Annotated in this window: 14 protein-coding genes and 1 pseudogene; 7 read left to right on the top strand and 8 right to left on the bottom strand. The window is 63.9% G+C overall.

Going from position 1 to position 18548, the window contains the following annotated elements:
- Window positions 1-139: 139 nt before the first annotated feature.
- The gene (locus B5525_RS41575; RefSeq protein WP_079572162.1) at window positions 140-1186 is read left to right on the top strand and encodes a peptidase M29; all 1047 of its coding nucleotides are present in this window, start codon (window positions 140-142) and stop codon (window positions 1184-1186) included.
- On the opposite strand, the gene B5525_RS41570 is transcribed toward B5525_RS41575, so the two are convergent.
- The 7 genes from B5525_RS41570 to B5525_RS41540 form a co-directional block, all read right to left on the bottom strand.
- Window positions 1183-2133 carry a 3-hydroxybutyryl-CoA dehydrogenase gene (locus B5525_RS41570; RefSeq protein ID WP_425305347.1) on the bottom strand — a complete coding sequence of 317 codons (951 nt, stop codon included), beginning with the start codon at window positions 2131-2133 and terminating at the stop codon, window positions 1183-1185. The two genes, B5525_RS41575 and B5525_RS41570, sit on opposite strands and share 4 nt — an antisense overlap.
- 41 nt (window positions 2134-2174) lie before the next feature.
- Entirely contained in the window at window positions 2175-3269 is a 1095-nt protein-coding gene (locus B5525_RS41565) for an NAD/NADP-dependent octopine/nopaline dehydrogenase family protein (RefSeq protein WP_079572159.1), read from the bottom strand.
- On the bottom strand, window positions 3266-4801 hold the full coding sequence (locus tag B5525_RS41560) for a class I adenylate-forming enzyme family protein (RefSeq protein ID WP_079572157.1): 1536 nt from the start codon (window positions 4799-4801) through the stop codon (window positions 3266-3268). Before B5525_RS41560 ends, B5525_RS41565 begins: the two co-directional genes overlap by 4 nt.
- A 7-nt stretch (window positions 4802-4808) precedes the next feature.
- Window positions 4809-6098, bottom strand: a complete 1290-nt coding sequence (locus B5525_RS41555) for an acyl-CoA dehydrogenase family protein (protein ID WP_079572155.1) — start codon at window positions 6096-6098, stop codon at window positions 4809-4811.
- Window positions 6098-6925: an alpha/beta fold hydrolase gene (locus B5525_RS41550; protein ID WP_244567758.1), complete on the bottom strand. Its 828-nt coding sequence runs from the start codon at window positions 6923-6925 to the stop codon at window positions 6098-6100. The genes B5525_RS41555 and B5525_RS41550 overlap by 1 nt, the downstream gene beginning before the upstream one ends.
- Window positions 6926-7042: 117 nt before the next feature.
- A complete protein-coding gene (locus B5525_RS41545; RefSeq protein ID WP_079572152.1) occupies window positions 7043-8557 on the bottom strand; it encodes a flavin-containing monooxygenase in 1515 nt (504 codons plus the stop codon).
- Between the two features lie 145 nt (window positions 8558-8702).
- Entirely contained in the window at window positions 8703-9152 is a 450-nt protein-coding gene (locus tag B5525_RS41540; protein WP_079572151.1) for a cupin domain-containing protein, read from the bottom strand.
- A 249-nt stretch (window positions 9153-9401) separates the two neighbouring features.
- Between B5525_RS41540 and B5525_RS41535 the strand changes: the two genes are divergently transcribed.
- The 6 genes from B5525_RS41535 (at window position 9402) to B5525_RS41510 (ending at window position 17817) form a co-directional block, all read left to right on the top strand.
- Complete coding sequence (locus tag B5525_RS41535) at window positions 9402-10418, top strand: AraC family transcriptional regulator (protein ID WP_079572149.1); 1017 nt, start codon at window positions 9402-9404, stop codon at window positions 10416-10418.
- A 93-nt stretch (window positions 10419-10511) separates the two neighbouring features.
- A complete protein-coding gene (locus B5525_RS41530; RefSeq protein ID WP_079572147.1) occupies window positions 10512-11273 on the top strand; it encodes an SDR family NAD(P)-dependent oxidoreductase in 762 nt (253 codons plus the stop codon).
- A 51-nt stretch (window positions 11274-11324) separates the two neighbouring features.
- On the top strand, window positions 11325-12161 hold the full coding sequence (locus B5525_RS41525) for an enoyl-CoA hydratase family protein (RefSeq protein ID WP_079572145.1): 837 nt from the start codon (window positions 11325-11327) through the stop codon (window positions 12159-12161).
- A gap of 79 nt (window positions 12162-12240) precedes the next feature.
- Window positions 12241-14592: a bifunctional salicylyl-CoA 5-hydroxylase/oxidoreductase gene (locus B5525_RS41520; RefSeq protein ID WP_079572144.1), complete on the top strand. Its 2352-nt coding sequence runs from the start codon at window positions 12241-12243 to the stop codon at window positions 14590-14592.
- Between the two features lie 60 nt (window positions 14593-14652).
- On the top strand, window positions 14653-15903 hold the full coding sequence (locus tag B5525_RS41515; RefSeq protein WP_079572142.1) for a flavin-dependent oxidoreductase: 1251 nt from the start codon (window positions 14653-14655) through the stop codon (window positions 15901-15903).
- 1200 nt (window positions 15904-17103) lie between these two features.
- A complete protein-coding gene (locus tag B5525_RS41510) occupies window positions 17104-17817 on the top strand; it encodes a hypothetical protein (RefSeq protein WP_079572141.1) in 714 nt (237 codons plus the stop codon).
- On the opposite strand, the pseudogene B5525_RS41505 reads toward B5525_RS41510, so the two are convergent.
- Window positions 17814-18533 (bottom strand): annotated as a pseudogene (locus B5525_RS41505) (helix-turn-helix transcriptional regulator); the annotation flags it as partial. The gene B5525_RS41510 and the pseudogene B5525_RS41505 sit on opposite strands and share 4 nt — an antisense overlap.
- Window positions 18534-18548 lie beyond the last annotated feature (15 nt).

Here is an 18548-nt window from a genome sequence, read left to right as displayed (position 1 = left end):
GGGTCGTGCGGTGTTGTATTTTCTCGTCATGGCCGGGCTTGTCCCGGCCATCCACGTCTTCTTTGCTGCTATGCTGTTAAGACGTGGATGCCCGGCACGAGGCCGGGCATGACGACTATGGCATGAGTGGAGATAAGACATGCTGGCAGATCGCATCGAAGCGAAATGGATCGACGCGTTCTGCGAGATTTTCGAGCGCTGCGCGGTCAAGCCGGGCGATACCGCCGCGATCCTTTCGGAAACGCAGTCGCGCGCGCTCAATGTCCACCTCGCCGAACTCGCTTTATTGAGAATGGGCGCCAAGCCCTTTCACATCATCGTGCCGACGCCGCGCAACCGCGAGGCCGTGCCGATCCGCTCCACCGGCGCCAGCATCGCAATCCAGCGCCTTGGGCCTGTCGTCACGGCGTTGCAGCAGGCGGGTTTCGTGGTCGATTGCACCATCGAAGGCTTGATGCATGCGGCGGAAACGCCGGAAATCCTCAAAGCGGGCGCGCGTATTCTCAACATCTCCAATGAACATCCGGAAGCGCTCGAGCGCATGGTGCCTGACCTGGCGCTGGAAAAGCGGGTGCGCGCGGCGGCCAAGATGCTGCGCGGAACCAAACGGATGCGCGTGACCTCGAAAGCCGGCACGGATCTCGACGTCGATATGGTCGGTGCTTCCACCGTCGGCGTCTGGGGCTGGACCGACCGACCCGGCACGCTGGCGCATTGGCCCGGCGGTATCGTCGTCAGTTTCCCCAAGAGCGGTACCGTGAACGGCACGCTGGTGATGGCGGCCGGGGACATCAACCTCACCTTCAAGCGCTATCTGACCTCGCCTATCAAGATGACCCTGAAAAACGATTACGTCACCGATCTCGAAGGCGAGGGCGCGGACGCCACCATGATGCGCTCCTATCTGGCGGCTTGGGGCGACCGCGAGGCCTATGCGGTGTCGCATGTCGGCTTCGGCATGAACCCCGGCGCGCGCTATGAGGCGCTGACGATGTACGACCAGCGCGACACCAACGGCACGGAGCTGCGCGCGGTCTCCGGAAATTTCCTGTTCTCCACCGGCGCCAACGAGTTCGCCGGCCGTCATACGGCCGGGCATTTCGACCTGCCGATGATGGGAACCACGATCGAGCTCGACGGCGTCGCCGTGGTGCGCGAGGGCGTGCTGCAGGACGTGTTCGGCTAATCCCGATCCAGCACCGGCGGCCGTGCCAGGCCGAAATGCCGGAGCAATTCGACCATCTCCGCAAGGCGCTTTTCGCGATAGGCATCGACATCGAGGCCGGAATAATCGAGGAAGCCCGCACCGGTGCGCATGCCGATGCGGCCGTCGCGCATGTTGCGCGAAATCACCTCGGGTGCGCGATAGCGGTCGCTGCCGAGCGCACCCTCGAGATAGCGGCTGGCGTAATAGAGGATGTCGCCGCCGCCCCAGTCGATGAACTCCAGCAGGCCCAGCACCGCGTAGCGGAAACCGAAGCCGTAGCGGATCGCCTTGTCGATGTCCTCGGCGCTGGCGACGCCTTCCTCGACCATTCGTGCCGCCTCGTTCATGGCGAGCGCCTGGATCCGCGGCACGATGAAGCCGGGCGTGGCCGCGCACACCACGGGCACCTTGCCGATGCCTTCGAGCAGCGTTTTCACCTGGGCGATCACAGCCGGATCCGTCACCGCGCCCGGTGATATCTCGACCAGCGGGATCAGATAGGCCGGGTTCAGCCAGTGCACGTTGAGGAAACGCTCGGGGCGCTGCACCGAACCTGAGATATCGTCGACCAGGATAGTGGAAGTGGTCGAGGCAATGATAACCTCGGGGTCGACGCATTTTGAGGCGGCCGCCAGCACCTCGCGCTTGAGATCGACCATTTCGGGCACGCCCTCGAACACGATGCCGGCGCCGGTCAGCGCTGCAGCCATATTCTGTGCAGGCGCCACGGAGACTCGGGCGATGACTGCATCGGCACCCCCCTCCGACAGCAATCCGAACCGCGCCAGGCTTGCCAGCGTCTTCCTGACCTCGCCGAGCGCGTCGGCTTCGAGCGTCGCGAACTGGGCTGTGGAGCGCGTCTTGACGTCGATCATGGTGACGGCGTGGCCGGCATAGGCGAAGGCCACCGCGATGCCGCGGCCCATGCGGCCGGCGCCGAGACAGGCAACCAGGGGGCGGGGCGCGGTCATTGCTCAAATCCATCGCGCAACAGGGTTTGCAACTCACTGCAGCCGAGGCCGCCGAGGCCGAGACTCGCCAGCGTGCGGCCGTGCTGCATGAAGTCCTCGCCGCAGATTGCGCCGCCGATCGCAAGAAAAGCCTTGGCCAGCGGCGTGGCGACGCCGGCCAGTTCAGCGACCGAGACCAGCAACGACAGACCGAGCCGCAGATCCTCCCGCATGTAGCGATGCTCCCCGAGAATGATCCGCTCGCGCCAATCGCCGGAATCGGTCAGGCGACCGTGCGAGCCGCGGCCATACATCCATTGCTCGCCTTCGCTTGCGTAATGATGCGCGAGCGGAAAATGCGGGCCGCCATATCCCATGCCTTCGCGCACGGCGATACGCTCGGCATCCAGCGCGTCGGTGACCCGGCGGATCGCGGCCTGCGTACCTTCCTTGTGGATGTCCCAGCGCTCGAAATGTTCGATCGGGCCGGCGTTCATCACGATCAGCGGCGGATGGATGATCGGCCCGGCATTCATCAGCGCGCCCGACAGTGCGTTGCCGCAGGGCTCGATCGCGCCGGGGAAGGCGCGGCCGATCACATCGAGCGCGTGGTCGGCAGTTTTCAGCGGAAAGACACCGACCGGAAGCCGCTTGGCGCGGATGGTGATGGCAACCTCGAACGGGCCATGCTTGCGCGTCAGCCATGGCAGCGTGCCGGTCTCCGCAAAAGCGACCGCGGCGCGATTGCCGGCGTCATGCGCGGCTTTCGCAAAAATCATCGAGCCGAATGTCGCCGGCGGCAGGAACACCACTTGCCCATCGCTGAGATGTGGCGCCAGCAGCCTGGCAATATCGGGCTGTGCAAAGGCCGGGGCAGGGCACAGGATCAGCTCGGCGCCAAGCACGGCTTCGGCGATGTCGGTGGCGACCAGCGCCAGCTTCACCTCGTGCCGGCCATTTGAATCCTTCAGGATAACGCGCGACCCCGCCGAGCGATGCTCCGCCACCGCAGTCGCGTCGCGCCGCCATAACCGTACCTCATGACCTTGCAACGCAAAGTCGCCCGCGGCCGCGAACGAGCCGTTGCCGCCGCCGAGTACCGCGATCTTCAAATGGCTTCTCCTTGCGAGGATTCCGGCGCGTCGAGCCGTCTCAGCATGAAATGCTGGACCTTGCCCAGCGCCGTGCGCGGCAGGTCATCGACAAAAACGATATCGCGCGGCACCTTGAAGCGCGCGAGCTGTGTCAGTACATGCGCCCTCAAATCCTCCGCCTCCACGGAGCACCCCGTTCGCCTGATGACGTAAGCCACCGGCACCTCGTCCCATCGCGGATCTGGCCGGCCGATCACGGCGCATTCGCTGACATCGGGATGCTCCAGCAGCACGCGCTCGACTTCCGCCGGATAGATGTTTTCGCCGCCGGAGATGATGAGGTTCTTCTTGCGGTCGTGCACCCAGAAATAGCTGTCGGCGTCACGCAGGCCGATATCGCCGGTGCGATACCAGCCGTCATGCAGCGCCTCGCGGGTTGCTTCCTCATTGCCCCAATATTCGTAGAAAACGTTGGGACCGCGCACCGCGATTTCTCCCGGCGTGCCCGGCGGCAGCTCGTTGCCGGCATCATCGGTGATGGCCGCCTCGCAGCACAGGCCGGGCAGGCCGGTCGAGCCGACCCGAGCAAGATCGCCGCCGAGCCTTGTGTAGATCGCGACCGGGCAGGTTTCGGTCGAACCATAGACCTGCAGCACCGGCACCCCGCGCGCGACAAAGCGGTCGACCAGATGCGGCGGCACGATGGTCGATCCGGTCGAGACCGCTTTCAGCGAGGACAGATCGGTCGTGGCCCAGGCGGGATGGTCGCTCACCGCCTGAATGGTCGCGGGCACCAGCACCGTCAAGGTCGGGCGGTCGCGCGCGATGGTCGCGAGTGTCGTATCCGGTGTGAAGCGCGAATGGATGGTCACGGTGGCACCCTGGTGCAGGGCAGGCGTGGTCTGGATATTGAGGCCGCCGACATGGAAGAACGGCAGCACGGTCAGAACGTGATCGTCCGAGGTGAGGCCGTGCATGTGCTGGCTCATCACCCCGTTCCACAACAATGCCTCCTGCCGCAGTACAGCGCCCTTGGGCCTTCCCGTCGTGCCCGAGGTGTAGACGATCAGCAGCGGACAAGTCAGATCGGTGTGCGGATTACGGCCGTCGCCGCGCGCCTGCGCCAACAGCGTATCGAACGCGGTTCCTCGTGACGGCTCGAAATCGAGCCCGACGATGCTGGCGTCGGGCAGGCTATTTTCCAGCACGGGAAGAACGTCGGCGAACGCCTGCTCGAGCACCAGCACCTTGACCGAGGCGTCTGACAGGATGAACACCTGCTCGGCCACGGCCAGCCGCCAGTTCAGCGGCACCAGCATGGCGCCAAGCCGGGCGCAGGCATAGAGCAGCACCAGATAGTCAGGCCGGTTCAGGCTGAGGATCGCGACGCGGTCGCCGCGGCCGACGCCGCATTCGGACTTCAGCGCGCGTGCCGTCTGCGCGATGCGCGAATTGAATGCGGCGTAATTTAGCGTCTCGCCCTCGAAGATGGTCGCGGGTTTGTCCGGCGTAAACGCCGCGTTCCGTTCGATGAGATCGGAAAGGTCCATTTTCGAACTAGTCGTCCGTCTCGCCGGTCTCGTACAGCGCTTCGCGGCCGATGCGGTCGAGACAGAGTTCGGCGGTCCAAGGCAGCATCAGCGAACCGCAGCGGCTGTCGCGATAGATCCGCTCCAGCGGAAGCGATTTCAGCATCGACTGCCCGCCGCAGGTGCGGATCGCCAGCGTCGCCAGTTCGTTGGCGCCTTCCATCGCGGAATATTGCGCGGCGTAAGCGCGCAGCACCTGCTCCTTGCTGGGGTTGGCACGCGCCTCGGTGACGGCCTGAAACCAGATCGCCTTGATCTGCTCCAGCTTGATCTGCATCTGCGCCAGCGCGATCTGCTTGGTCGGATACATCCGGCGCTTGACCGGCGGCGTGCCCGGCACCTCGCCGCGCAGATAGCGCACGGTGAAATCGTAGGCCGCCTGCGCGAGGCCGATATAGGTCGGCGACAGCGTCAGGAACATATGCGGCCAGCGCATCGCCGTCTGGAAATAGACGCTGCGCGGCATCAGCGCCGCATCCTCCGGCACGAACACATCCTTGAACAGCAGCGTGCGCGATACCGTGCCGCGCATGCCGAGCGGATCCCAGTCGCCGACCACGGAGACGCCGTCGGTCTTGGCGGGCACCGCGAGGTAAAGCGTGTTGCGGCGGGAGGCTTTCTCACCCTCTGCGACTTCGGTGCAGAGCACGCCGTAATAATCGGCATGGCCCGCCAGTGAGGCAAAGATTTTCTTGCCGTTTACGATCCATCCGCCCGGAACAGGCTTGGCCTCGGTGCCGAATGCGACGCCGCCGGCCGCGGCCGCGCCGCCTTCCGAGAACGGCTGCGAATAGACCGCGCCGTCCTCGACGATGCGCTTGTAATGTACGGCGCGGCGGCGTTCGTGCTCGGCGCGGGTGGCGGCATCCATATCGAGATCGTCCGCCAGCGGACCCGACCACAGCGTCGAGCAGACATGCATGTTCCAGGTCAGCGCGGTGGCGCCGCAATAGCGGCCGATCTCGGCCGCCGCCAGGGCATAGGTCTGGTAGTCCGCGCCGAAGCCGCCGTGTTTCTTGGGAATGGCGATGCCGAGCAGGCCCGAGCGATGCAGGTCCTTATAATTTTCGGTTGGGAATTTCGCCTCGCGATCGTAAGTCGCCGCGCGGCCCGCGAACACGCTTTGGCCGAGTTCGCGCGCCCGAGCGATAATTCCGGCCTGTTCGTTGTTCAGGCGAAACGCGCTGGGGTCGAAGATCGGCGCGTCCAGATTGATATTGTCGGCCGCAGTCACGCTCTTGCTCGCTTGTACCGTCATTATGCCGTCACTTCGGTTGCAGCCGCATGGGCTTTCAGAAAGGAATCCAGCGCGGAATTGAAGGCGGCTGGACGCTCGAGGTTGACCAGATGGCCGGCGCCTTCGAGTTCGACGCAAGTGGCCGATGGAATGTAGGTTGCCATTTTCGCCATCATGGGCGCGGGCGCATTCTTGTCCCAGGAACCCGACAATACCAGCGTCGGCACCGCGATATTCTTCAAGGCGTTGCGCTGGTCGAATCCCAGCAGCGCCAGCATGCTGGCACGATAGCTCGCCTCGGGCACGGCGGCCATGCAGTCGCGGGCAAGCTCCATACCCCGGATATCAGGGTCGTCGCCGACCAATTCCTTCACCAGGGTCGGCGCCAGCGAAACCATGGTTTCGCCGCGATCGAGCGGGCCGAGCCGCGCGCCGATGAATTCCTTCTGCCAGTCGCCGTCGGCTTTACCGAACGCCGGGCTGGTCTGTGCGAGCACGATAGCGCCGGCAGCATCAGGGTATTTGGTCAGCCATTGCTGAACGATCATGCCGCCGATCGAATGCCCGACCAGGATGGGTTTTGCCGCGCCGACCGCTCGGAGGAAATCATGCAGGGCGTCCGCAAGCGTGGCGATGCTGACGGCTGGCAGCGGCGCCGATCCGCCATAGCCCGGCATGTCCCAGGCCATCGCGCGATAGCGGTCGCTGAAGGCTTCGATCTGACCGCGCCACGCCCGCGCCGCGCCGCCAATGCCATGCAGGAACACCAGCGGTGGAGTTGCGGGATCGCCGGCGGCTTCATAGCCGAAGCGGCCGTCGCTGGTTTTCATGGGGGCAGAGGCTGGCACGCCGGACTTCCCTCCTTGCGGGGACGTCCGATCCTAGCTGGCCTGTCGGGCATGAAAAAGAGAAAGTTTTAGAGTTAAAGCATTTTGCCTCGTCTTGCCTCGCCGCTCGCATGGCACTTATGCGGCCACGGCCTCCAATGGCGGTTCGACCTTGTAATCCGGGGCAGATGCCAGGAAGCGTGCATAGGCGTCGGCGTCGGGCGGGGTGAATTTTTCCGCCAGTGCGCCGCGCCGGCGTATTGTGGTTCCCATGTCGTCCAGCAATTCGTCGAAATGCTTGAAGTGGTAGGGCGCAACGCAGAGTCCACCATAAACGCCCGCGGCCGGCCGCTCGACCCGCTTGAAGTGCAGCATCATATCCATGCTCGCATACATCTCGGCCGCGGTCGGCTGCTTCGCCAGCTGACCGTCGCAATAGCGCACCAGCCAGTTGGCGGCCAGCTCCGCGCACAACACCGTGCAGAAGCTGGAGTTGAAGCCGACAAAACCCATGTCGGGAAGATCAGGATTGGCGATCACCCGGTACAGCCGGTACTGGCCATCCGGCTGCACCAGTCTGTTGCGGTATTCCTCCGGCAGGAAGGGAACACCAAGCTTGAAGCCGATCGCGAGGATGGCGACGTCGGCGGCAACTTTTTGTCCGCCGGTCATGACGATGGTCTTGCCGTCGTAATGGTCGAAGCTGCCGCGAATAGCCTTGATCCGGCCGTCGGCCACCATCGGAAAGAAATCCGGCGTAGCGATCGGTACCGAGCAGTTGATACCGTCCTCGATGCGCTGTTCGGGGACCATGTCGCACTTCTTCAGCTTCAACTGCAACTTGAGCATGCTTTCGAGCCCGCGCCAGTTCGCCCAGATGAACGGCTTGGCGATCGCGTGCGAGATGCGCGACATCGCGCTGAGGCCCCAGCCGCGGAACATTTCCTCCTGGGCGCGAATGTAGAGAATTCGCTTGAAGTTGATCAGGCCTCCGATGAAGTAGGGGATCCGCCAGACCGGTTCGCGATAGACCAGCGTCACCTCGCTGGCGCCGGCATCGACGGAATTGACCGCGATGTCGGTAGCGGATTTCGAGCCGCCGAGCACGACGACCTTCTTGCCTTTGGCGGTTGCGGCATCGGTGTGCTCGGCCGAATGCAGGATCCGGCCGCCCGCGGCCTTGAAGGCATCTTCTCCGGGGTGGGTGAGCGTCTGGCGTTCATTGAACTGGCCGGTGCAGACCGCGACGAAATCGAATTCCTCGTGGGTAAGGCCGCCATCGGGATTCCTGATTTCCAGCGTCCACCCCGGCAGGCCTGACGCGCGGCGCGCCATCCCGACCACGGCGGTGTTGAGCCGCAGCGGCTGCAGCAGGCCGTGATCCCTGGCATAGTCGTTCAAATAGGCATGAACCTGCGGTCCCTTGGGCCATTCGGGATAGGAGTCCGGCATCGGCTTGTCGGTATAGCGATAGAGATCCTTCGGGCTTTGGGTCTGCACATCGGGATAGGAACGCGCCGGCTCCCAGACCCCGCCGAGGTCGCCCGAGCGTTCCAGGATCGTCACCTTGTGTCCGCGCGCGCCGAATGTCTTGGCCGCAACCAGTCCGGAGACGCCGGCGCCAATAACACAAACATTCTTCTGCTTGACCATGAACCCGCCCTCCTGGTTTGACTGCACTTGCGGACGCCCGCTTAATGCGGGCAATAGAACTCAGGCGTGCGCGCCGGCTATCGCGTGCACCATCGCCAGTCGGACGTTGATCGCCCTTGTTGGAGTGTTACGACAGCCCGAAGCGTCAGGCGTTGGCGTCTTCGGGCAGGAAATCCACTTCGTGCTCCGCCGAAAGACGAACGACTTCAGCCACGTCCGTGAGATTGTTCAGGTGCTGGAATAGCGCTTCCAGCTTGCGGGCCGGTGAAACCCAGAACAGCGCTTTCACCGGCTTGTCCGACTTGTTGAAATAGCCGTGGGGAATTCCGCGCGGCATGCGCACGAGGTCGCCGGCCTTGGCCTGCGTCCAGACCCCGTCCAGTTTCAGGTCGAGCGTGCCTTCCTGGACCAGGATGAATTCGTCCTGGGTGGGATGGATATGGACGGGGACGAATTGCCCCGGCTCCGTATTGGCCTCGAAGGAGAAGGTCGCCTCGCAGACGGCCTTCGGAAAATAAATCTGACCGAGAATGTTCCAGGACGTACCCGCAAATCCTTCGCCCTTCCGGGTGATGCCTTTTTCAAGTGCTGACACGGCGATGATCCTCTCTTGCGTTGCCTTGCGACGACCCGCAGCCTGCTACGTCCGCCGCCCTTCGTCTAGCCGCCGGACGAATCCATTGTCCGTCTGACGAAAGCTCGGAACGCCGCCGTTCAGCGCCTGATGGCCGGGGCTGCTGCCCATCCAATGGGCGGGAAACGAGTGCAATTAGGTCACAGGTACGGCTTTCCAAATGCCGCGGTCCGGATATTATAGGGTTCAAATAATTCGGGCGATCGGGCCATGGGCGCAGCCGTTTCGGGTATCGACCGTGCCTCCGCCGGCGCAAGGCTGGCGGCCTTTTCGCGGGTTCGCACTGCCGATGTCGATGAGGCCGCGGAGTCGATCGGGCGGATATTTTGTCCGCATGCGCTCGACCCGCTCAGACATTCCTGGCCGGATTTTCATGCGCTGCACAATTCCGCCGCGTTCGACGGATTTTCGGTCAACTACGTTGCCTATGGCGGTTCTGTATCGATCGATCCCGGCTGCCTCGATCGCTTCTTTCTGTTGCAATTGCCGATCCATGGCAGGGCGCAGATCAGGACCGGAGGCCGCGACATCGAGTCCGGCCCCGGCCGGGTTGCGTCGTTGTTGTCGCCGACGCTGCCGACCCGGATGATCTGGCACGATGATTGTGCGCAACTGATCCTGCTGGTGGACCGGCACCGGATCGAAAGCCGGGCGGCGGCGCTGGCGGAACGGCCGGCCGACCCGGTGGAGTTCGACCCGCGGATCGACCTCGACACGCCTTTTGGCCGCGCCCTGCAATTCCATCTCGAATATCTGGTCGATCTTGCCGAGCACGGCGGGTCGCATCAGTCGCCGGCCGCGTTGGCGACCCTGCGCGAGTCCATGGTCGGACTGCTTCTCACCGGCCAGCCCAATAATCTTAGTGCGGCAATCAATCGATCGGCGCGGCATTGCGACGCGCTGCCCGCGGCGTACAGGCGGGCGCGGGCCGCGCTCGAGGCGCATGCGGCCGAGCCGCTCGATCTGGAAAAACTGGCGCGGCTGTCCGGCATCGGTGTCCGGTCGCTGCAGCTCGGCTTCAAGCGTCATTTCGGCGAGTCGATATCCGGCGTGCTGCAGGATATCCGTCTGGAACAGCTAAACGCGCGGCTGTCGAAGGCCCGGCCGGGCGAGCGCGTGATTGATATAGCCTTCGATCTCGGCTTCAGCCATCCCGGTCGCATGGCCCATGTCTACCGCGCCAAATTCGGCGAAAGCCCCTCGGCGACGCTGCGCAAGAGCCGGTAGCCGGGGCACCAACAATTCCTGCCTTTCTTGCAACAGCTTTAAGTTTAAAATATATGCTCGCGACGTCGATGAATGCACTCGGGGAGGCCACGCATGTCCGGACTGCCGCGTTCCTCCCACGCCCTCGTCACCGGCGGCGGACGAGGCATCGGCCGCGCCATCGCGTCGGCGCTGGTACGCGCGGGCGCAACCGTCACGGTGCTTGGCCGCAATCGTGCAACGCTGGATGAAGCCGTCGCTGCCGGCGACGCGCATTTTGCGGGCGTCGCCGATGTCGCCGACCAGGCCGCGGTCAACGCCGCGATTGCGGAGGCCGCTAGCCGCCAGCCGATCGATATATTGATCGCCAATGCCGGCGTTGCGGAATCCGCGCCGTTTGCAAAATCCGATGCCGCGCTGTTCCGGCGCATGATGGATGTCGATTTCATGGGCGTGGTTCATGCCGTCCAGGCCGTGCTGCCGGGGATGAAGGACCGCCCCTATGGCCGCATTGTCGCGATCGCCTCGACCGCCGGCCTCAGGGGCTACGCCTATGCCAGCGCCTATAGCGCGGCCAAGCACGCGGTGGTCGGGCTCACGCGCTCGCTGGCGCTGGAACTCGCCAGCACCCGCGTGACCGTCAACGCGGTATGTCCCGGCTTTACCGATACCGATTTGCTCGCCGGCAGCATCGACAACATCATGAAGAAGACCGGGCGCAGCCATGAGCAGGCCGTCGCCGACCTTTCCCGGCACAATCCGCAAGGCCGTATCGTCGCTCCTGCCGAAGTCGCCGACACCGTGCTGTGGCTGTGCGGCGAAGGAGCAAGCGCGATTACCGGACAGGCCATCGCGGTGGCCGGCGGAGAAGTCTAGGAAAGCGTCGACCGCGCGCAACAACAACGAACGACCTGCAAGGGAGATCCCATGAACACGCCCGCCAATCCCGTCACGCTGCCGCTTTCGCAATATTCGCCCAGGCATTTCCTGCTTGACGTGGTGGATGGCGTGGCGACGGTGACGCTGAACCGCCCGGAGCGAAAGAATCCGCTCACCTTCGAAAGCTACCGGGAACTCACGGATTTCTTTCGCGCCTGCGCGATGGACGATGAGATCAAGACGGTCGTCGTGACCGGCGCCGGCGGCAATTTTTCTTCCGGAGGCGACGTGTTCGAGATCATCGGCCCGCTGGTGAAGATGGATACCAAGGGTCTTACCGCTTTCACCCGCATGACCGGTGATCTCGTCAAGGCAATGCGGGCGTGTCCGCAGCCGATCGTGGCTGCCGTTGAAGGTATCTGCGCCGGCGCCGGCGCGATCGTCGCCATGGCCTCCGACCTGCGGCTGGCGGCTACCGGCGCCAAGGTCGCATTCCTGTTCAACAAGGTCGGGCTTGCCGGCTGCGACATGGGCGCGTGCGCGATCCTGCCGCGCATCATCGGACAGTCCCGCGCCTCGGAACTGCTCTATACCGGCCGCTTCATGACCGCGGAGGAGGGCGAGCGCTGGGGGTTCTTCAGCCGTATTGTCGCGCCGGATCAGGTGCTGGCGCAGGCGCAGTCTCTGGCCAAAGAAATCACCGCGGGGCCGACCTTCGCCAACACCATGACCAAGCGGATGCTGGCGATGGAATGGGCGATGTCGGTAGAGGAAGCGATCGAGGCCGAGGCGGTCGCGCAGGCGCTGTGCATGACCACGGCCGATTTCGCCCGGGCGTTCGAGGCGTTTTCCAACAAGGCGAAGCCGGTGTTTCAGGGCAATTGAGCCGTCCGGCGGGGGCTTGCCAGCCAAATTGTTTTAGGTTTAAAATAATTGGATTGGTCCCGCTGCGCCGGAGGCTCTCATGAAGATCGCAATCATCGGCGGTGGGCCGGCCGGCCTCTATTCCGCGATCCTGCTGAAGAAGCAGCGGCCGGAGGCCGAGATCACGGTCTATGAGCGCAACCGCGCCGACGATACGTTCGGCTTCGGCGTGGTGTTTTCCGATGCGACGCTGGACAATTTCGAGAAATACGACGCTCCGAGCTATCGCCGCATCACCGAGCAGTTCGCCTATTGGGACGATATCGCCGTGCACTTCCGCGGCACGGTGCACCGGGTCGGCGGCAATGGTTTCTGCGGCTGCTCGCGCCGCACGCTGCTGTTGATCCTGCAGGAGCGGGCGCGCGAACTCGGCGTCGCCCAGCTGTTCGAAGCCGACATCGAGGATGAGGCCCGCTTCGCCGATGCCGATCTGGTGGTGCTGGCCGACGGCATCAACAGCCGCTTCCGCGACAAATATATCGAGCATTTCCAGCCCGAAATCGACCTTCGCTCCAACAAGTTCGCCTGGATGGGTTCGACCCGGCCGCTCGATGCCTTCACTTTCATTTTTCAGGAGACCGAGTGGGGCCCTTTCATCGCCCACGCCTACCAGTACGAAATGGGACACTCGACCTGGATCTTCGAGACCGATCCCGAGACCTTCAAGCGTGCCGGGCTCGAGGGCCTGGACGAGCGGCAATCGGCCGACCGGATGGCCGAGATCTTCGACTGGTTCCTCGACGGACATCAGCTCCTCATCAACCGCTCGATGTGGCGCAATTTTCCGATGATCCGCAGCAAGCGCTGGGTCAAGGATAACATGGTGCTGCTGGGCGACGCCAAGGCGACCGCGCATTTCTCGATCGGTTCCGGCACCAAGCTTGCGATGGAAGACGCGATCGCACTGGCCGATGCCATGCATCGGGCGCCGACCCTCGAAGCCGCATTGGAGGAATACGAGACCGGCCGCCGCGAGGAGGTGGAGAAGACCCAGCACGCCGCCGACGTGTCGCTGGTCTGGTTCGAGCACGTCGACCGCTTCTGGGATTTCGATCCGGTGCAGTTCGCTTTTGGCGTCATGACCCGCGCCAAGGCGATTACCTACGATAATCTCACGCTGCGGGCACCGGATTTTGTCAGCGAGGTCGACAAGGCGTTTGCGAAACAGGTTCAAGCCAAGGGCTTCAACGTTGACCTCAGGAAACCGCTGGCGCCGATGTTTCAGCCGCTGCGGCTGCGCGAGATGACGCTTGCCAACCGCGCGGTGGTCTCTCCGATGTGCATGTATTCGGCGAAGGAGGGCGTGCCCGGCGATTTCCATCTGGTGCATTACGGCTCGCGCGCCATCGGCGGCGCCGGTCTGATCTTCACCGAAATGACCTGTGTCGGCCGTGACGCCCGCATCACGCCGGGCTGCGCCGGGCTGTGGAACGACGAGCAGGAAGCCGCGTGGCGGCGGATCGTTGATTTCGTCCACGCCAATTCCGCGGCGAAGATCGTCCTTCAGCTCGGCCATGCCGGCCGCAAGGGCGCCACCAAATTGATGTGGGACGGCATGGATCGGCCGCTGGAAGAGGGCGGCTGGGACGTCATTTCGGCGTCGCCGATTCCCTATTTCCCGGACAGCCAGGTGCCGCGCGAGATGGACCGCGCCGCGATGGACGCCGTGAAGGCGGCCTTCGTTCAGGCCGCCCTGCGCGGCGAGGCCTGCGGCTTCGACATGCTGGAGCTGCATTGCGCCCACGGCTACCTGCTGGCGAGTTTTATTTCGCCGCTCACCAATAACCGCACCGACGCCTATGGCGGCTCGCTCGCGAACCGCCTGCGCTTTCCTCTGGAAGTGTTCGAGGCGTTGCGGGCTGCGTGGCCGGCCCACAAGCCGATGTCGGTGCGCATTTCCGCCACCGACTGGGCCGAGGGCGGCATCACCGGTGACGACGCCGTCGCGATCGCGCGCGCCTTTGCCGAAGCCGGCGTCGATCTGGTCGACGTCTCCACCGGCCAGACCGTGCGCGATGCCCAGCCGATCTACGGCCGGATGTTCCAGACCCCGTTCTCCGATCAGGTCCGCAACGAGGCGCGGGTCGCCACCATGTGTGTCGGCAACATCACGACCGCCGATCAGGTCAACACCATCCTCGCCGCCGGCCGCGCCGACCTGGTGGCGCTCGGCCGGCCGCATCTGGTCGACCCCGCGTTCACGCTGAAGGCCGCCGCCTGGTATGGCGCCGACGGCGTGTTCTGCCCGCCGCAATACCAGCCCGGCAAGGAGCAGATTTTCCGCAACAGCGTGCGCGACCGGCAGGATTTTGAGGACCTGAAAACTAAGGCTAAGCCGAAAACCCGGGCGGAGCTGAAGGCGGAGGCGACAAAGCCGCTTGCGGCGGAGTGACCGGCCGTGCCAGCCTAAGGCGTTCGCGTGGCATTTAGGGTTTGAGTGGAGTTTGCGGCCATGAAGGCGATTATCGTCGGGGGCGGCATCGGGGGCCTCTCCACCGCGCTGATGCTGCGGGCCCGCGGCATCGGCTGCGAACTGTTCGAGCAATCTGACACCATCCGCGAACTCGGCGTCGGCATCAACACGCTGCCGCATGCGATCCGCGAACTCGCCGGTCTCGGCCTGTTGCAGAAGCTCGATGACATCGCGATCCGCACCGACGTGCTGTATTATCTCAATCGCCACGGCCAGGAAGTCTGGCGCGATCCGCGCGGCATCGATGCCGGCCACGACGTGCCGCAATTCTCGATCCATCGCGGCCGGCTGCAAAGCGTGATCCATCGCGCCGTCGAGCAGCGGCTTGGACACGACGCCATCCATACCGGTTGCAGGCTCGGCGCCTTCACCCAGGACGAGGGCGGCGTCACCGCCTATTTCTTCGATCGCGCCGGCAGCCACACCAAAACCGTGCGCGGCGACATCCTGATCGGCGCCGACGGCATTCATTCGCGGGTGCGTGAGATGCTGTTTCCCGAGGAAGGTCCGCCCTGCTGGAACGGGCTGATGCTGTGGCGCGGCGCGCGCGACTGGCCGGCCTTCCTGACCGGCAAATCGATGATCGTGGCCGGCGGCCTGCATGCCAAGGTCGTGGTTTACCCGATCGCCGAAGGGTCGAGCCCGGCCAACCGCCTCACCAACTGGGCGGTGCTGGTCAAGGTCGGCGACGGCAATGCGCCGCCGCCGCGCCGTGAGGACTGGTCGCGGCCGGGCAAGCGCGAGGAACTGATGCCGCACGTGGCGCGGTTCAAGGTGCCCTATGTCGACGTGCCCGGCCTGATCTCGGCGACACCAGAATTCTACGAATATCCGACCTGCGACCGTGATCCCCTGCCTTGGTGGTCCAGCGGCCGCGTCACGCTGCTCGGCGATGCCGCGCATCCGATGTATCCGGTGGGCTCGAACGGCGCCTCGCAGGCCATTCTTGACGCGCGCTGTCTTGCCGACGCGCTGGCGCGCGCCGAACATCCGCGCCAGGCCCTGCTGGCCTATGAGCAGAAGCGGTTGCCGATGACGGCGGAGATCGTGCGCTCGAACCGCCGCGGCGGCCCCGAGGGCGTGATCGACGCGGTCGAGCAACTGGCGCCCGACGGTTTTGATAATGTCGAGAACGTGCTGAGCTATTCGCAGCGCGAGGCCATCGTGCGCGGCTATGCCAGCAAGGCCGGTTTTGCGGCCGTGCCGGGATTGACGGCGGTGAGGGCGTAGGGTGGGCTGAGCGAAGCGAGCCCACCGTTGCGCTTTGCGCTGATAGGGTGGGCGCGGTGCAGATACGCGCTTGTCCTCACGACGCATTCGAATTTGAACGGCGGCATTGTCCAACGACTAAACTCGGTTGTCGTCCCCGCGAAAGCGGGGATCCAGTACGCCGCGACTTCTCGGTTCGATCGCTAACATCTCTGGAATACTGGATCGTCCGCCGGAGCCTGTCGTTCGGCCGGCCAAAAGGCCGGACCGGATGGCGGACGATGACAACCGGGACACACCTTCACGATCTCGCCGCGCCTGTCGCGCGAGTTTTGGCCTTCTCGTTCGGCCCTCTCCTATCGGCGCAGGGAATGCCGGGCGCCCGATGCGCCCGCAAGCCGCGTGTGCAGAGATAGTGGGTGTTGCGCACACGCGTTAGTCAGGTCACACCGGAATCGCCCGGCATTCCCCGCGCAGTGGTTTTACGGCTTATGTCGTACTCTCCCCGGCGATCGGGCTTTCTTGCCGCCGTCACCCCTGAGAAGCTTGCCTCTCACGAGCTTGACGCCAGCGTCGAGGCGTCAGGACCACACGATTTTGCCGTCCGCAAAGCGAGCGCCCTCGTCTTTGGCGCCGCTTGCGTCCACCGCATCCTGTCCCGCGTCCGTGACGATCTCGAGCCGCCCCTCTGTGGGACAGGACGGCCGTGGTTATAAAGTGATTTGCGTCTTCGGAAAATCAGAATATTTTTGCAAAAGGGGCTGGACAGAGGGGTCGATGAATTGCCCAGGTGATTTGCCCGTCGGGTCGCGGATGCGCTCTGTCGCCGCCTGCTGCCCCAGTTCGCGAACCCGACCTCGGTGTTGCGTAGCGGAAGCGACGTGTATGACCGGTATCGGACATGGCGTGGAACGACGGCCGACCCAATCCAACACACATGCCACGAGCCGTTAATCTGCTGTGCCCAGAGGCTGCGCGGCGGGAGCCTGAGCTTGGTACGCGGATCCAGGCGGGCGCCGCCCCGAAACATTACTCGAAACTCATAAAGTTCCGTGTGCTCCCGGCGCTGAATTACACATGTCGGTCCGTTAAGGGTAACCCGAAACCGCGATGATGTATGGAGCGTCCTACGGATCGGTGTATTGTTGCCTTGGGGCTGTCGCAAGCTGTTTGCGGTAGGGCCCGCATCGTGCAGCGGAGCATTCCAGCGGAGAAGGTTGGATGAGCAATCTAGAACTTGCCGTTTGCGTAATCGCAATCGCAGTCGCCCAACTACTGACGATACTTCTCACTATCGGTCGCGAAAGAGACATCAAGGAACTACGCGGTCAGGTCAATGAGCTGCGCGGACTTCTCAACGAGCAGCGGCTGCGCATCGTCGCGCTAAGGGCGTGGTTAGCTGGCCGAAATGCTCCTCAGCCAAGCCGAATAAGCTCTGAACGCGAACGAATGCGTGAGCCAATCGCCAACAACACTGAAGCACCGGAGCCAACGATAACGCCGAAAGACTCACCCGATGCCATACCGAGCACCACTGCAGATGGGCTTACACGAGTTACTAACGCCTTCAAGTGGTTCAAAGAGGATGCCGATGAACCGCGCGAGATCGTCGAAGCTCGCCAGATCGTCGCCGGTCTGAAGGGAGGCGCACTACAGGAACCAGCGATAACGCCGAGAGATTTGCCTCAAACCGTACAACCGCGCACCGCCGAAGATGAAGATGCACAAACGAAGAAGGCCAACTGGTCGCGCGATATCCTCGCCGGCCTGAGGGGCGGTCTGAAGGACGCACCACCGGAGCCAGCGACAACAACGAAAGACTCATCCGATACCATACCGAGCGCCGCTGAAGTTGAGTTTAAACGAGTCACCAAAGCCATCAATTGGTTGAAAGAGGAAGCCGATAACGCGCGCGAGCTTGGGCAAAAGAGTTAAGCGTTGCGTATCAGCAGCGCGCGGATCCTGTCCGCGTCCGCGGGCGTTGCAGGATTGTAGATCACCATGTTGAGGTCGGGCCGGCCATCGACGGCGAATGCCGAAAATTCCATCGAGAGCGATCCGGCGATGGGATGATGCAGGACTTTCACGCCATCGCCATGCCCTTGCACATCGTTGTCACGCCACATCGCCGCGAATTCGGGGCTTGTCGCGCAGAGCTCATCGACCAGCGATTGCACATTGCGCGCTGCACCGGCGCGCGCCACATCCGCGCGAAAGGACGCCACCACATAGCGCGCAACACTTTGCCAGTTGGGCTGCGCGGCGCGTACGCCGCTGTCGCGGAACATCATGCGCAGAACATTGCGCTGCCCATCCGGCAGTGTGCTGTAGTCGGTGAGGACCGCAGCGGCGGCCCTGTTCCACGCGATCACATCCCATGTCGCCGTGCGAATAAAAGCGGGACTGTATTCCAGCGTGTCGAGCACGCGTTGCAGACGGGGTGAGATACCTTCGGGCGCGTGATAGCGGACTTCGGGTGGCCGGCCCAGACCGAGCAGAAACAGATGTTCGCGCTCCACGTCGGTCAGCATCATGGCGCGGGCGATGCGATCCAGCACATCGGCGGAGGGCGCACCGCCGCGCCCCTGCTCCAGCCAGGTGTACCAGGTGGCGCTCACATTCGCGCGCTGCGCCACTTCTTCGCGCCGCTGATTTCTCGAAATTCG

The organism is Bradyrhizobium erythrophlei (genome assembly GCF_900129505.1).
Classification (GTDB): domain Bacteria; phylum Pseudomonadota; class Alphaproteobacteria; order Rhizobiales; family Xanthobacteraceae; genus Bradyrhizobium; species Bradyrhizobium erythrophlei_D.
Note: the sequence above shows the minus strand (reverse complement) of the source record. Positions and strands in the feature narration are given on the sequence as shown.